At 72.7% G+C, this 12,703-nt stretch carries 15 protein-coding genes and 2 pseudogenes; 14 read left to right on the forward strand and 3 right to left on the reverse strand.

Annotated features, from left to right (window positions below):
* Nucleotides 1-371 precede the first annotated feature (371 nt).
* The 4 genes from K7G60_RS20735 (at nt 372) to K7G60_RS20750 (ending at nt 3,308) form a co-directional block, all read left to right on the forward strand.
* A complete protein-coding gene (locus tag K7G60_RS20735; RefSeq protein WP_225802446.1) occupies nt 372-1,208 on the forward strand; it encodes a hypothetical protein in 837 nt (278 codons plus the stop codon).
* Between the two features lie 396 nt (nt 1,209-1,604).
* Nucleotides 1,605-2,012: a VOC family protein gene (locus K7G60_RS20740; protein ID WP_225802447.1), complete on the forward strand. Its 408-nt coding sequence runs from the start codon at nt 1,605-1,607 to the stop codon at nt 2,010-2,012.
* 83 nt (nt 2,013-2,095) lie between these two features.
* Nucleotides 2,096-2,338: a hypothetical protein gene (locus tag K7G60_RS20745; protein WP_225802448.1), complete on the forward strand. Its 243-nt coding sequence runs from the start codon at nt 2,096-2,098 to the stop codon at nt 2,336-2,338.
* 202 nt (nt 2,339-2,540) lie between these two features.
* Nucleotides 2,541-3,308 (forward strand): uracil-DNA glycosylase, encoded by a 768-nt coding sequence (locus K7G60_RS20750; protein ID WP_308081685.1) that lies wholly within the window; start codon nt 2,541-2,543, stop codon nt 3,306-3,308.
* A 51-nt stretch (nt 3,309-3,359) separates the two neighbouring features.
* Here the strand turns inward: K7G60_RS20750 and K7G60_RS20755 are convergent, their stop codons facing one another.
* Complete coding sequence (locus K7G60_RS20755) at nt 3,360-4,544, reverse strand: LCP family protein (protein ID WP_225802449.1); 1,185 nt, start codon at nt 4,542-4,544, stop codon at nt 3,360-3,362.
* 90 nt (nt 4,545-4,634) lie between these two features.
* On the opposite strand from K7G60_RS20755, the pseudogene K7G60_RS20760 reads away from it, so the two are divergent.
* The 5 genes and pseudogenes from K7G60_RS20760 to K7G60_RS20780 form a co-directional block, all read left to right on the forward strand.
* Nucleotides 4,635-5,117, forward strand: a pseudogene (locus K7G60_RS20760) (PhzA/PhzB family protein); the annotation flags it as partial.
* A 70-nt stretch (nt 5,118-5,187) separates the two neighbouring features.
* The gene (locus K7G60_RS20765; RefSeq protein WP_225802450.1) at nt 5,188-5,541 is read left to right on the forward strand and encodes a hypothetical protein; all 354 of its coding nucleotides are present in this window, start codon (nt 5,188-5,190) and stop codon (nt 5,539-5,541) included.
* Nucleotides 5,472-5,729, forward strand: a pseudogene (locus tag K7G60_RS39440) (methyltransferase); the annotation flags it as partial. The gene K7G60_RS20765 and the pseudogene K7G60_RS39440, both read left to right, overlap by 70 nt.
* Nucleotides 5,730-5,878: 149 nt before the next feature.
* Nucleotides 5,879-6,217 (forward strand): hypothetical protein, encoded by a 339-nt coding sequence (locus tag K7G60_RS20775; RefSeq protein WP_225802464.1) that lies wholly within the window; start codon nt 5,879-5,881, stop codon nt 6,215-6,217.
* Nucleotides 6,214-6,804: an SMI1/KNR4 family protein gene (locus tag K7G60_RS20780; RefSeq protein ID WP_225802463.1), complete on the forward strand. Its 591-nt coding sequence runs from the start codon at nt 6,214-6,216 to the stop codon at nt 6,802-6,804. The genes K7G60_RS20775 and K7G60_RS20780 overlap by 4 nt, the downstream gene beginning before the upstream one ends.
* A gap of 194 nt (nt 6,805-6,998) precedes the next feature.
* Here the strand turns inward: K7G60_RS20780 and K7G60_RS20785 are convergent, their stop codons facing one another.
* Nucleotides 6,999-7,661, reverse strand: a complete 663-nt coding sequence (locus tag K7G60_RS20785) for a hypothetical protein (RefSeq protein ID WP_225802451.1) — start codon at nt 7,659-7,661, stop codon at nt 6,999-7,001.
* A 163-nt stretch (nt 7,662-7,824) separates the two neighbouring features.
* On the opposite strand from K7G60_RS20785, the gene K7G60_RS20790 reads away from it, so the two are divergent.
* From K7G60_RS20790 to K7G60_RS20800, 3 genes are all read left to right on the forward strand, one after another.
* The gene (locus tag K7G60_RS20790; protein WP_225802452.1) at nt 7,825-8,001 is read left to right on the forward strand and encodes a hypothetical protein; all 177 of its coding nucleotides are present in this window, start codon (nt 7,825-7,827) and stop codon (nt 7,999-8,001) included.
* A 462-nt stretch (nt 8,002-8,463) separates the two neighbouring features.
* The gene (locus K7G60_RS20795) at nt 8,464-9,006 is read left to right on the forward strand and encodes a hypothetical protein (RefSeq protein WP_225802453.1); all 543 of its coding nucleotides are present in this window, start codon (nt 8,464-8,466) and stop codon (nt 9,004-9,006) included.
* A 201-nt stretch (nt 9,007-9,207) separates the two neighbouring features.
* Nucleotides 9,208-9,666: a group II truncated hemoglobin gene (locus K7G60_RS20800; protein ID WP_225802454.1), complete on the forward strand. Its 459-nt coding sequence runs from the start codon at nt 9,208-9,210 to the stop codon at nt 9,664-9,666.
* A 579-nt stretch (nt 9,667-10,245) separates the two neighbouring features.
* Here the strand turns inward: K7G60_RS20800 and K7G60_RS20805 are convergent.
* Complete coding sequence (locus tag K7G60_RS20805) at nt 10,246-10,419, reverse strand: hypothetical protein (RefSeq protein ID WP_225802455.1); 174 nt, start codon at nt 10,417-10,419, stop codon at nt 10,246-10,248.
* Nucleotides 10,420-10,876: 457 nt separating this feature from the next.
* On the opposite strand from K7G60_RS20805, the gene K7G60_RS20810 reads away from it, so the two are divergent.
* Nucleotides 10,877-11,878, forward strand: a complete 1,002-nt coding sequence (locus tag K7G60_RS20810) for a hypothetical protein (RefSeq protein ID WP_308081691.1) — start codon at nt 10,877-10,879, stop codon at nt 11,876-11,878.
* Nucleotides 11,879-12,005: 127 nt separating this feature from the next.
* Nucleotides 12,006-12,533, forward strand: coding sequence for an HAD domain-containing protein (locus K7G60_RS20815; RefSeq protein WP_225802457.1), 528 nt, complete (start codon nt 12,006-12,008; stop codon nt 12,531-12,533).
* The last annotated feature ends 170 nt before the right edge of the window (nt 12,534-12,703 follow it).

Raw genomic sequence — 12,703 nt, forward strand, 5'->3', positions numbered from 1 at the left:
GGAGCGAGCCGGGCGGAGCCGGACCTGCGACCCGGCACGAAGGCCGTGTCCCGTTCCTTCCGCCGGACCCCGGCGTCCGCCCCGGCCTGCGGTCGGTCAGGGCACCGAGGAGCCCGGAGAGGGCGTCGGTCGTCCGCACGAGCACGTCGACGCCGACCGTCCGGTCGCCGGGCGGCCTTCCACCTCGCGGTGATCCGCATCCGGGCCGGAAAGCGGGGGCGAACCGCCGACTTCTGGCCACCCGTCCGTGACGGGACGTCGTCGGCGCGGACGAGCAGGAACCACTCGGCTCGTCCGCCCGTCGTCTTCACGGGGGTTGCCACAGGCTCGACACCCCTTTCGCTCTTCACCGCCGAGGTCCGAGGAGATCCATGGCCGACACCGTCAACTCGCTGGCCGCCCGTGTTCACGAACTGCAGGTGGCGCTCCTGACCCATGGAGCCGACGCGGTGGTGCCGGGGAGGGACGCCCCCTACTCGCCCGCCCGTGGATTCCTCGGCGCCCCACGGAGCGTCGACGTCACCACGGGCTTCCACGACGTCGTCGCGCGCGCCACGGCGCTCGGCCCCGACGGCACGTGGCTCGTCGCCGCGGGACACTCGAACCTCGGCGTCCTGGCCGTCCTGCGCGGAGAGGCGGACCGGGGAATCCTCCACCTCGACGCCGCCGTGACGGCCGGCTACAACGACTGTGTGGAGCTCCACGCCGCCCCCATGCGCCCGCTGCACGGCGATCCCCGATTCCGGGCTCTGTACCAGCGGATGCGCATCACCCAGGCGGACCTCGACGAGTTCTTCTGGCTGCACCGGGAAATGCGGCTCATGTCGAGGGAGGCCCAGGACGCGATGGTCGACAACATGGGCCGCCTCGACACCGGGGTGTCGCTGCTCCCGCAGGCGCCCATGCCGACCCGCGAACCGAACACCCTCGGCGTCCTGATCACCCGCATCGATCTCGCCGCGGTCCAGACCGCACTCCGACAGGCCGCCTTGAAGGCGGACTTCCAGCGCAGCTCCGGCAACACCAGCCTCAGTCTCATCGACGGCTCGTGGGACGACCCCCGCGCCACACGCGACGCCCGGCACGCCGAAGAGCTGGATTCCCAGCGCGAGCGGGCCGCCGAGGCCCGGGCTTTCGTCGAGCGCCCCGGTGCCGGCACCGCGCTCACCCCCTGCCCGCCGCTGGGCTCGATCACGTACCCGGTCTGAGGGGGCCGCCGGGCAGCACCTCGCCCGATCGAAGGCGCTACCACGCCCCTGCGTCTTGGAATCAAAGGTGCGATCGGGGTGATGCCGAAGAACTCTAGGTATTCCCCACCTCTGTCATGGACTGCGGCTCCGTAGGCGAGTCCTGACGGGAGGGGGCCGGGACGGTTCGCCTGCCCATGGCCTGCCGGCCCCGGCGGGTCCTGGGGAGTGCGGTACGCCGATCCGGCCGTGGGGATCTGCACCGCGTGACCACTGACCACTGGCCGCTGGCCGCTGGCCACGCCGACCCGGCTGCGTCCGAACAGCCCCTCGTCGGCGCGGGCCCGGCTCCCGGCACGGACGAGCGGATGACGACTCCCCACGTCTGCAAGGGATTTGAAGGGGCACACGCAGACCATGACCGTTTCCAAGACAGGCGTCCTCGTCCTCGACAGTACCGATCCCGAACCCCTCGCCCGGTTCTACGCCGCGCTGCTCGACGCCACCGTCGAGCCGAGCGGTGGTGGCGACGACCTGCTGCTGATCTCCGGCGCCACCGGAATCGTCCTGGGCATCCACCGCGATCCCGGCCACGCGCCGCCGAGCTGGCCCCGGCCGGACGACTCCCAGCAGTCCCATCTGTGGATCGTCGTGGCTCCCGACGCGCTCGACGAGGCCGAGCGCGAGGCGGTCTCCCTGGGCGCGCGCCCGGTGACCGCCGAACGCAACGGCACCCGGACGGACCGGCGCACCGATGTGCGCCGCTACATGGACCCGGCCGGGCACACCTTCGTGCTGGCCCCCGCGCGTGGTGTTTCACCGTGACGGCGAGGGGCAGCCGCTTCGCGTGCGGCCCGTCCACCCGAGACGGCCCGCACGAGACATCCGCACGAGGCAGGAGGAGAACCATGGGCCACCACGAGCGCCGACGCACATTGCCCGCGGATGCGCCGCCGCGAACCACCCCTTCCGAAGCCGTCGGCGAAAGCGGCGACGCGGAGGCGCGCCGAGAGGCCGAGGAAGCGGAACGCAGCCGCCGGGGCGATGCCGCGGACGACCGAGGTGCGAGCGCCAAGCGCCAGTCTCCGGGCCTGGGCCGCGAGGAACAGCGCCGCCCGCTCGGACGGAGGGGCGACGCCGAGGGCGACTAGGCCTGCCTTTCGGAACACCTGTTCGTCGGTTGCGGGGAAGGCGCTCGCCACGGGCCGATCGCCGCGGCGGTGAGCTCGGGCGTGACGGACCATGGTGCCGCCGGGTGGGGGTGCGGGAGGGGCCGCGGGGCGGCGCCGGCGGTCGGCTGCCACGATGAAGTCGACCGCAAGGACCGGCCGTGAGGGTGGAAGCAGGTCGAGGATGTCGACTGCCGAGGGGTATCCGGTGAGTGCCGCCGCCCAGGCCCGCACGCTGGCCGACATGGACGCCCGACTTGTGGAGTGCCGGGCATGTCCGCGGTTGGTGGCGTGGCGGGAGGAGACCGCCCTCGAAAAACGAGCGGCGTTCCGGGACCAGGAGTACTGGGGCCGTCCCGTGCCCGGGTTCGGGCCCGCGGACGCCGTCCTGCTGATCACCGGCCTCGCGCCCGCCGCGCACGGCGCCAACCGGACCGGGCGGATGTTCACCGGCGACCGGGCCGGTGACCTGCTGTTCGCGACCCTGTACGAACTGGGGCTGGCGTCCCGGGCCACCGTGACCGGTCCCGACGACGGACTGGAGCTCACCGGCGTGCGGGTCACCGCCCCCGTGCACTGCGCACCGCCGGACAACCGCCCCACACCCGGCGAACGTGACACCTGCCGCCCGTGGCTGACCCGCGAGGCGCAGCTGCTGCGACCGACCCTGCGCGCGGTCGTCGCCCTGGGCGCCTTCGGCTGGCAGGCGGCGCTGGCCGCGCTGGGCGAGGCCGGATGGAGCGTGCCCCGGCCGCGGCCGGCCTTCGGGCACGGCGCGCGGGTGTCCCTGACCCCTGCGGAGGGGACGAGCGGATCGCTCACGGTCTTCGGCTGCTACCACGTGAGCCAGCGCAACGTCTTCACCGGTCGGCTGACGCCGGAGATGCTGCGCCGGGTCCTCGCCGAGGCGGCGCACGCCGCCGGCCTGCCGGTCGGGCGACAAGGCGGGTAGAGCCGGCCCCCGGGCCGTCGGACCGAGCCCGAACACCCCTGGCGGAGCCGATCAGTTGGGAGCCGGACGGAGCCGGTCGATCGGATGGGTGCCGACGTACGGACCGAGCTCGTCGTCCTTGAACGCCTTCCACAGCTCGGCGCACCGCGCCCGGTCGAGATGGACGACCGACTGCCCCCTCTCCGTCCCGAGGCCTTTTACGGGAGCGTTCATGAAGGTCATGTCCCCGGCCCTCACCTCCCGCATGTCCCATACGAGTTCACGCATCTCGTCGTCGCCGAACCGTTCGTCGACGGAGACCGTCTCGGTGAAGATGTCGAGCGTCTCCTTCAGCCGCAGCGGGTCCTTGAGGGAGGCCGAGCCCATCACCTTCTCCAGGACCGTTCGCAGGTAGTTCTGCTGTCGGTGGGTCCGGTCGAAGTCCCCGTTGGGCAAGTCCTCGCGCTCGCCCACGTAGTCCAGTGCCTGTTCGCCGTTCATGTGCCGGCGTTCCCCGTCGGACATGATGATGTCGACGCCGCCGACGGCGTCGGTGAGCTTGCGGAAGCCGTTCCAGTCGATCACGGCGAAGTGGTCCACGCGCACGTCGGTGAGCCGCTGGACGGTGTCGATGAGCAGCGGCGGTCCGCCCCAGGAGAAAGCCGCGTTGAGCTTCGCCCGGCCCCGGCCCGGGATGTCCACCCAGGAGTCGCGGGGCAGCGACACGACGTAGGCGGCGGAGTGGTCCTCGGGGACGTGCACCAGCATCATCGCGTCGCTGCGCTGGTCGCCGTACTTCCACAGCCTGCCCTTGGCGTCGCTGCCGGTGATGGGCACGTCCGACCGTGAGTCGAGGCCCACGAGGAGGAAGTTCTTGCCGCCCTTGGACGTGGCGGGCACGGGGGCGTTCGTGGGGAAGGTCTGCGGGATGCGCTGCACCCGGCCGGTGTAGTGCTGATACGCCCAGTAGCCGGCACCGGCGGTCAGCAGCACCGCTCCGACCAGCAGGGCGAGCGCGCCGAGCAGCACCGTGCGCGCTCGGGGCCCGCGCCGACGCCGAGGCGGCGCCACCTCACCCCCGCCGGGGCCATCGGCGTCGCTCCCGTCGAGGTCACCGGCCTCACCCCAGCCGGGCTCACCGGCGTCTGCGCCCTCACCGCCGTCGCGGCCCTCCTCCGGAAGGCCGTCGTCCCGCTCCCCGTCGTCCGGCCCACCCTCGACGTCCGGTGTTCCCTCGGTCTTCTCGTGCGCGCTCATCAGTTACGGCCGCCCCCTCCGTGGTCCCCGCCCCGGATCACCCCGCCCGCCCCGACTCACCCCGCCGGGCGCGTACTTCAGGCCACCAGGATGCCGAAGACCGGCCGGTCGCGCGACGGAACCCGGGAACCGGCCGGGAGCGGCACCGGACGGGGGCCCGTGTGGACGGGACGGCGGGCGCCGGAGCGTGGAGGCCGACGCGGCCGGCGGCGTGGCCGCCGTGCTCACAGGCCGCCTCGGCGTACGGCTGCCGCTGCTGTCCCGGATCGAGGCGGGCGGCCCCTCGTGGTGCGCGGCCGCGAGAACCTGCGCCGCCACGGCGGGCTGTCGCTCCAGGCGCTCCCCGACTGGGAGTGGACCGACGTCGAGGCGTACGAGACGCTCCGGCCCGGCCTGGTCCTCGTGGAGTGCCGAGGCGAGGGCACCATCCGCTTCCCCGGCTATCCGGCCGGCCGCTACCGCACCCACTTCCTCCACCGCTTCGAGCCGGTCGACGGCCTGATCGCGGCCAGTCGCGAATGCACCAACCCCATCGAGCACATGCGGTCCCCGGGCATCGGGACACCGCACATCGACCGGGAGGGGAGCGCGCGCCACACCGGTCGGCGAGCTGCTGCGGGACCGCCCGGACTCGCCGCGCGACGTGGCACTGCTGTACGGGGAGGAGTTCTACCGGGCCTGGGAGCACGCGGAGGAGGCGCTGGCCACCGGGACGTCCGGCTTCGAGCCGGCGTACGGCGAGCCGCTGCTGTCCCACCTCGCGGGCGACCGGGAGGCGGCGGGGCGCTTCCAGCGGGTGACGCAGGCCGGGCACGCCGTGTTCGACGCGGTGCCCGGCATCCTGGACCTCGCGGGGGCGCGAGCGGGTGGTTGGACGTCGGCGGCGGCCGGCTGCTGGCCGCCGCGCCGAAGGCCCGCGGCGTCCTCGTGGACCCGCCGCACACGCTGCCGCACGCCCGCGCCCATCTGGCGGCCACCGCGGGCCTGTACCGGGTGAAGCTCCACGGCCGGGACATGTTCGCCGAGCCGCTGCCGGTCGGCGGCGACGTCCACCTGTTCTCCCGCGTGCTCGGCGACTGGGACGACGGGCACTGCGTCCGGCCGCTGCGCCGGGTGCGGGCGGAACTGTCGCCGCAGGTCCGGCCGCTGGTGGTGGAGCGGATGGCCACGGACGACGGCTCGGGTCCGCTGGCCGCGCTGTGGGGCCTGCACCTGCTGGTGGTCAACGGCGGCCGGCGACGTCACCGCGGACGAGACGCACGTACCGGCGGAGCGTGGGGGTCACGCTCACCGACTGGGGGACCCTGCTCAGTGCCGCGGGCGCGGTCGGCTGAGTGCTGTGGGGCGTCAATCCCTACCCGCCGTCGACCACCGAGACGAGACTGGCCGCCCCGACCGTGGTCTTCGCCGCCGCCTGGATCGCCGCCTCCCGCCGGGCGCCGCGACGCACCGGCCTCCCCGTCCGTACACCTCCCCGCCCCGGCGTCCTCCTCGAACTGCTCCTGCTCCTGCTGCTGCCGACCGCCCTGGGCCGGCGGGCGGCCCGGCCGACCGGCGGGCGCCCTGGTCCGGCCTGCGGCCTTCCTGTCCTGCGCGACGCCGGGGATCGCGCCGGTGCGGGTCTGGCGCTCGTGATCAATACGTCTGGGCCGTCTCTGCCGGATCTTGCATGATGACGGGCATGAACACGGAAACATGCGATCCGGCCGAGCTGGCCGTCCTCCGCGAGATCTTCGCCTCCCGTCCCGAGGCGGCGCCGCCGGCGGGCTGGGGGGCAGTGCGGTCCTTCGAGGCGGAGCACGGCATCGTGCTCCCGGAGCCCTACCGCACGTTCGTGGCGGAGGTCTGCGACGGGCTGCGCGCCGGACCGCCCTACTACGGTTTGCTGCCCCTCGCGCAAACGCCCCCGGACTGGGGCGCGGATCGCCCCGAGCGCCTGCTCGCCGAGCCCTTCCCGCTCACCGAGGCATGGTTGTGGGAGGCGGAGGGCGACGAGGAGGAACTGTCGACGGAGGAGTTCGAGGCCCGGACGGACCCTGTGTTCGACCACGGCTCGCTGCTGCTGGGCACCGACGGCTGCGGAATGTACTGGCACTTGATCGTCACCGGCCCGCAGCGCGGTCACGTCTGGCAGATCGCCGGCGAGGGCGCGATGCCCTTCGGCCCCCGGTCGCCCGAGGCCCTGATGCCCGGCACTCCCGGCTTCACGGGCTGGGTGAGCCACTGGGCCCAGGGCCGCCCCTGGTTCGCGGACGCCTAGGGAGACGATCCGAAAGAGGCGGCCCGGGTTCTGTTCTCGCGCGTGGAGGGCTCGCGGACCCGCCCAGGAAGCCATCGCCAGGCGACAGGGGCCGTACGTGACCCGGCTCAGCGCCACAAGGCGCAGCACCCGACGACGAGCTGCACGCGACTCCGGTCAGAGCGGATTCCGAAGAGCGCCGTCAACGCTCCGGGTCAGCCGACGACGGGCTCGCCCGCCAGGCCGGAGCGTGTGAGCGCGCGGGCCACGGCGGACGGGTCCGGCTCGTCGCCGTCCGGGTCGCGTACCCGCGCCAGCAGAGCGTCCACGTCCCGGAGCCGGCCGGCCTCCGCCTGGGCGAGGAGGGCATCGGGGCCGGGCCCTCCGTCCACCGGCGCGAGGTACTGGGCCAGCAGCTCCGTGACCTGCGCACGGTCGGCCAGCGTACTCATTCCGCAGTCCAGGCCGTCGTCGCCGAGGTCGTCGGGGTAGGGCGCACGGGCCCAGGCCTCGTTCTCGTACCAGTAGACGCAGCCGAGTTCGTTGCCGGTCAGCCGGTCGCGCAGCTCGCTCCAAGGCAGCCAGGCGGGGCCGCCCGCGAGCATGTCGACCGGCGGCTCGTGCCATTTCGCCTCGCTGGACTCGTCCTCGCCGTAAAGGACGTAACGGCCGTCCCCCATGCTGGACATCACCCACCAGGTGCAGCCGCTGTCGTCCCAGTGGAGCCCGTCGTCGTCGATCCAGTGGCCGCTGCGGTGCACGCTCGGCCGGCGTTCGTCCGCGGTGGTCGCACCGAGGGCGGCGATCAGGGCCCAACGGGCCCACAGAGTCTTGGCGGGCGGAAGATCCTCCGGAAGCCCCGGACGGTTGATCGTCATGACGGCAACCATACGGTGGCGGGCGCACCGGCCTCACGGGCGAGGTCCGGCAACCGGCCTGTGGCGGACTACTGCCCTCAGAGGAAGAGAGAGGCCCCGCCCGGGACCCCACCTGGGACCCCGACCGAGGGCCCGCTCCTCACCGCGCCATCTGCCGCCGCTCGTGCCTGGGGCGCTCGAACTCCTCGTGGCCCGGACGGGCCTGGACCTCCGGCGCCGGCATTCCACCAGGGCCCGGCCGGCACTCGTCGTCGTCCCCCTCGCCTTGGGCGCCCTGACCCCCGGCCTGGAACTCGGCGAGGCCACGGCCTCGGCCCTCACCGTCGCCGGCGCCTTCTGAGTGCCGACGGCGGCCCTGCCGGCCGTCGGCTTCGCCCTCGGCCGACGCTACGCCACCAAGTACACCGCCCTGGACGGTCACAGTCTGCTGGTCCGGCCCGGCGAAGGCCTCCTCGACGGGCCGCCCGGCCGTCCTCGGCGCCTTCGGCCGCAGCGGGGGAACGCGTCCTTCACGTTTCACGCCATCCGTGCCGCCCGTTCGCACAGTGAAGGCAGTTGGCCGGAGAGGCGCATGCCACACGGCCGAAGAATCGTTGCCCCACACACGTACACGCGCACGCGCGTACGAGACGCATGGGGCTGTCGGGCCGCCTGTTGTCGGCGGTGGACGGTGGAGTGCCGTCCGAGCGACCGATTTCGCCCTTAATCGGCCCCTCTGCCCGTGGAAAGGTAGGCCGCGACATCCGGGCCGCCCGTCGGAATCGGGCCGGCTTCCGCTTGCAGAAAGCAGAGGGGAACCACCATGTCCGCGCGCAAGCCCCTGGCGATCATGACCGCCGCCGCAGCCCTGATCGCAGGACCCGTCCTGTCCGCTCGCGCCTCGACCGTTCCGGCCGGTCAGCAGACCGTCTACGCAGGGCAGGCCCGCGCCGCTGGACTGTCCGACCGGCAGGCCGCGGAGCTCCAGCGCCAGGTCGACGCCGTCCTCACGGAGGATCCGCAGGCCCGCCAGCTCTCTGCGAACAGGCTCGCCACCGCCGGCGGCACCGTCACCCTCGCCGTCCCCGGCCACTCCGAAACCCGCGACCTGGCCTCGCCCGATACGGCCCTGGCCTGCGGAGACGGCCATCTGTGCATCACGGACGGGCGTGGCCGCAACTACGACTTCTACCGCTGCGGCTACTACGACTTCGACGGCGTCGGCGACGGCACCTTCAACAACAACCAGACGCCCGGCACCCGGGCCCGCTTCTACAACTCGGACGGCAGCGAACGCTGGTCGAACGTGGCCAAGTCCACGGGCACCGCCAGCTGGACCCCCGTTTTCCATATCCGCCCCTGCTGATCGACCGCTCCAGCCTGCCTGGGGACGCGCCTTTCTCGCCCGCTCCTCGGCCCGTACGGGAATGGTCTCCGACCGGCCGCTGCGTCCGCCAGGCGGACGTCTGCGGTCGGCCGCCTCGCCCTGCCCAGAGTGAACACCCTTGGATCCGGGCCGCGTTGTGTGGAAGCTGGGAGAAGACATCCCGGATCCCGGAGGCCCTTCATGAGCGCCGAGCATGCGAACACCCTGTACGAGGCCGTGGGCGGCGTCGGCGCGCTGCGTCGGCTCTCCGAGACGTTTTACGAGGGGGTCCTGGCCGACCCCCTCCTCGCACCTGTCTTCGCCGACTTCACCGCCACCCATGTGGAGCACGTGGCCGTGTGGCTGGCGGAGGTGTTCTCGGGCCCGGCCGGGTTCACGGCGGAGCACGGCGGGCATCAGGCCCTGCTCCGTGCCCATCTCGGGCTCGGCATCACGGAGGCACAGCGGCTGCGCTGGATGGAGTTGATGACGGCGGCTGTGGAGAAGGAGCTGCCGGACGACGACCTGCTGCGCCGCCGGGTGGTGGAGTACTTCGACTGGGGGACGCGGATCGCCAAGGACGTCTCGGCCTCGGCCCCGGGCACGGACCTGGGCGATCCCGGTCCCACCCCACGCTGGGGCTGGGACGGCCTCGCCTGACCTGACCCCGCCGCCAAGGTCTGGCGGCGCAGCATCGGGCGGACCCGCTCTTCACCGGGTTGTAGTCGAGGCGTCCCGCCGCACCGGCCGCCTCCTGGTGCCCTCGCCGGCCGCGTTCGCCACCGAGCACCGGGTCCAGGGCCTCACCGAGCACCACGTCCCGGGCGCCAAGCACACCGGTCGGCACATGGTCGAGGCCATGGGGTGGCCGGACGTGGAATGGCCGGTCGCGCACGCGGCCGCCGTCGCCTGGCACGCGGCTCGCGAGGTGTTCGGCCCCGCCGTGTCTGCCCTGCGCAGCCCTCCGGCGGGCCCGGCGGTCACGGCCTGCCCGCCCCGCCGAGCCCCGGTACCCCGTCGACGGCCTGTACCTCGCGGTAAACGGCCCGGCGCTTCCTCGCTGGTCGCGCGTCGTCGGAGGAGTGGGCCGGCCTCACCGGCCCGGCGGGGCTCGACTGTGCCGTCGACACCCCGCCGCCCCACTGAGGAGAGCGCAGGTACGGACGCACGCACTTCGCCGACCTCCGGTGACACGAGGTGATCACGCGTCTCCCGGGCGATCCGGTGCCGATTCCGGGCTCAGCGTTTGAAGACGTCCTTGCCCCGCTCCTTCGCTTCGCGGGCCTTGCCACGGGTTTCCAGAGCCGCGCCCTTCACCGTGACACTCCGGTTTCCCACTGCGTGCGCTGCCTTCCGCACGGTCTTGCCGACCAACTGCTCGGCCTTGGCTTTGATCTTCTCGCTGGCGCTCATGTCCGTTCCTCTCTCCCCTATGCCGCTACCCGCGCATGGAAGGAAAACAAGACGTCCGAGTCCATGATGCTTCCCGCAGCCCGCGGAAGCCGACCTGAACTGGATTTTTTTCGCCATGGCGACCGGACAGACCCCCGCGAGCGGCTCGGTGGAGACCCGGTATCTGGTATCACGCACGTCTCGAAAGGTCGGCTCGAGCAGCTCCAGTGCCCCCGTACCTGCTCGACGGCCGCCTCGCCGGCACAGTCCTGATCATGGACGGCTGACCCGACGGTACGGATCACGTTCAGCGCACGGTCCGGCGCGGCTTCCGGCTTCCGAAGGCCGCGGCCGGGACGTCGAGGCCCGCTCTGCCCACTCGGCGGGGCGTTCGGCGCCTTCTGAAAACCCCTTGCTCCACGGTCTGCCTGCTTGGTGGTATGCAGGGGCTTCTACGGCGGGAGGGGACGACTTGGCGGTGTTCGGCTGCGCGGGCTGCGGTGCGGTCCTGACGGCGGCGGTGTCGGAGGTGGCGTTGCCGATCCACCTGGCCGGCACCCACTGGGAGACGCTGCACCCGCCACTGCTGGAGGCGGGGTCCTACGCCGTCGACCCCGCGCCGTACGGGCCGCCGTGGCAGCGGTGGGACGAGGCCGGGGTCCACGAGGCGGCGGAGCGGGGGTACTTCGCGCCGTTCGGCGCGCTGCCCGACGGTCCGTCGGGCACCGTCCTCCTCGCGCCCGGCGACATGCGCGGCACAAAGCTGATCCTGGAGCGGACCGGGGGCTACTGCAGGGGGATCGACGGGAGGGACGGGCCGAACCTCGCCTGCCTGGACTGCGATCTGCCGGTGGGAACGAGGATGGACGACTGCGGGTGCTGGCAAGTCGTCCGGCTCGTCCCGCAGGCAGTGGTGCGGCTGCCAGGCCCGCCGGAGCGGCCGGTCATGGTCTGGGCGGAGCTGCTGGCGACCGGCGCGCTGTGGCACCGGCTGAGCGAGTACCGGGACATCCCGGCGGGTGTGGCTCTCGCCGAGGTGGTGGTGGCCGCCGGGGGCGCGCCGGTCGAGGCGGCGCCCGGGCCGGTCGCCGACCTCCTCGGCCGGGCACTCGGCGCGCTGCTGCCCGCCGGGGAAGGCGCGAGACGGCTGGACCTGGCGGGGCCGGGGTTCGGCGACCCGGCCGCTGACCTGGCGCTGGTACCGGTCCATCCGCAGACCGGAGACATGTGGCAGCCGCGCGCCGGGGCGGTGCCGGTGCCCGTGGACGCCGCGCTCTGGGCCGAGCTCGCCTTCCCGCCACACCGGACCCGGCTGCCGGTGGTCGGCGGACTGCCGGCAGGCGTGGAACGGGACGATCCGCTGCCGCCGCACTCGTGGTACCCGTTCCGGCCGTCCAGAGAAGCGTTCCGGTACACGCTCGCGCGGATGCCCGCCGTGAGGGAACCGTGGCTGCGGGCGATCTACGACCGAGGGTGCTGACCCGCCGGAGGTGGTGAAGACATCGGGTTCCACGCAGACGGCGTAGTCACAGCCGAGACCGGGACACACCCCTGATCACACATGGCCGACCGCCGCCGCACGTCCGACTCCATTATCGTGTGCCGTTGTGACTGGCTCTGTGAGGCATCCGCTGCTGTTCCTCGATGTCGACGGACCGCTCATACCGTTCGGGGCGGAGCCGCAGGAGTATCCGGTCCATACGCTCGGTCCTGATCTGCCGGGGGCCGACTCGAACCCGCTCCTGACCAGGATCAATCCTCGGCACGGGGCCAAGCTGGCCGCGCTTTCCTGCGAGATGGTCTGGGCCACGACGTGGATGGACGAAGCGAACGAGTGCATCGCTCCGTTGCTCGGTCTTCAGCCGCTCGCCGTGGTCGTCTGGCCGGAGCCGTCAGACATCGACGAACAGGACGAACGCGCTGGGCTTCACTGGAAGACCCGTGCCCTCGTCGACTGGGCGGCAGGGCGGCCGTTCGCATGGGTCGATGACGAGGTCACCGACACGGATCGGGCCTGGGTGACCGCCCACCATGGGGGACACGCACTGGTCCACCGGGTCGATGCCCGCCTTGGTCTCACCGACGGCGACTACGCGGCCCTCGCCTCATGGCTGCGACAGCCGTTCGGGGTTTAGTACTGCAACGGTCTTTGTCCTGATGGTTGGGCAGGTTCGGGTGGTGTGTGGCCGCGTCGTTGGTAGTGGCTGAGGCGGGTTTGGTGCTGGCGTCTGCGTCGCCAGGTCGACCAGTGCAGGACATGGTCGACCGAGACCGGCCGGCGGTGGGTGAGCCGGTGGATCAGCCG

Origin of the sequence: Streptomyces sp. NK15101 (assembly GCF_020400725.1) — a bacterium.
In the GTDB taxonomy this organism is placed as follows: domain Bacteria; phylum Actinomycetota; class Actinomycetes; order Streptomycetales; family Streptomycetaceae; genus Streptomyces.

Coding starts and splice junctions, on each gene's coding strand:
- K7G60_RS20780 (WP_225802463.1), top strand. CDS start 6,214: ATGATGACGGGCATGAACACGGAAACATGCGATCCGGCCGAGCTGGCC.
- K7G60_RS20800 (WP_225802454.1), top strand. CDS start 9,208: ATGAGCGCCGAGCATGCGAACACCCTGTACGAGGCCGTGGGCGGCGTC.
- K7G60_RS20740 (WP_225802447.1), top strand. CDS start 1,605: ATGACCGTTTCCAAGACAGGCGTCCTCGTCCTCGACAGTACCGATCCC.
- K7G60_RS20805 (WP_225802455.1), bottom strand. CDS start 10,419: ATGAGCGCCAGCGAGAAGATCAAAGCCAAGGCCGAGCAGTTGGTCGGC.
- K7G60_RS20785 (WP_225802451.1), bottom strand. CDS start 7,661: ATGACGATCAACCGTCCGGGGCTTCCGGAGGATCTTCCGCCCGCCAAG.
- K7G60_RS20745 (WP_225802448.1), top strand. CDS start 2,096: ATGGGCCACCACGAGCGCCGACGCACATTGCCCGCGGATGCGCCGCCG.
- K7G60_RS20750 (WP_308081685.1), top strand. CDS start 2,541: ATGTCGACTGCCGAGGGGTATCCGGTGAGTGCCGCCGCCCAGGCCCGC.
- K7G60_RS20735 (WP_225802446.1), top strand. CDS start 372: ATGGCCGACACCGTCAACTCGCTGGCCGCCCGTGTTCACGAACTGCAG.
- K7G60_RS20795 (WP_225802453.1), top strand. CDS start 8,464: ATGTCCGCGCGCAAGCCCCTGGCGATCATGACCGCCGCCGCAGCCCTG.
- K7G60_RS20755 (WP_225802449.1), bottom strand. CDS start 4,544: ATGAGCGCGCACGAGAAGACCGAGGGAACACCGGACGTCGAGGGTGGG.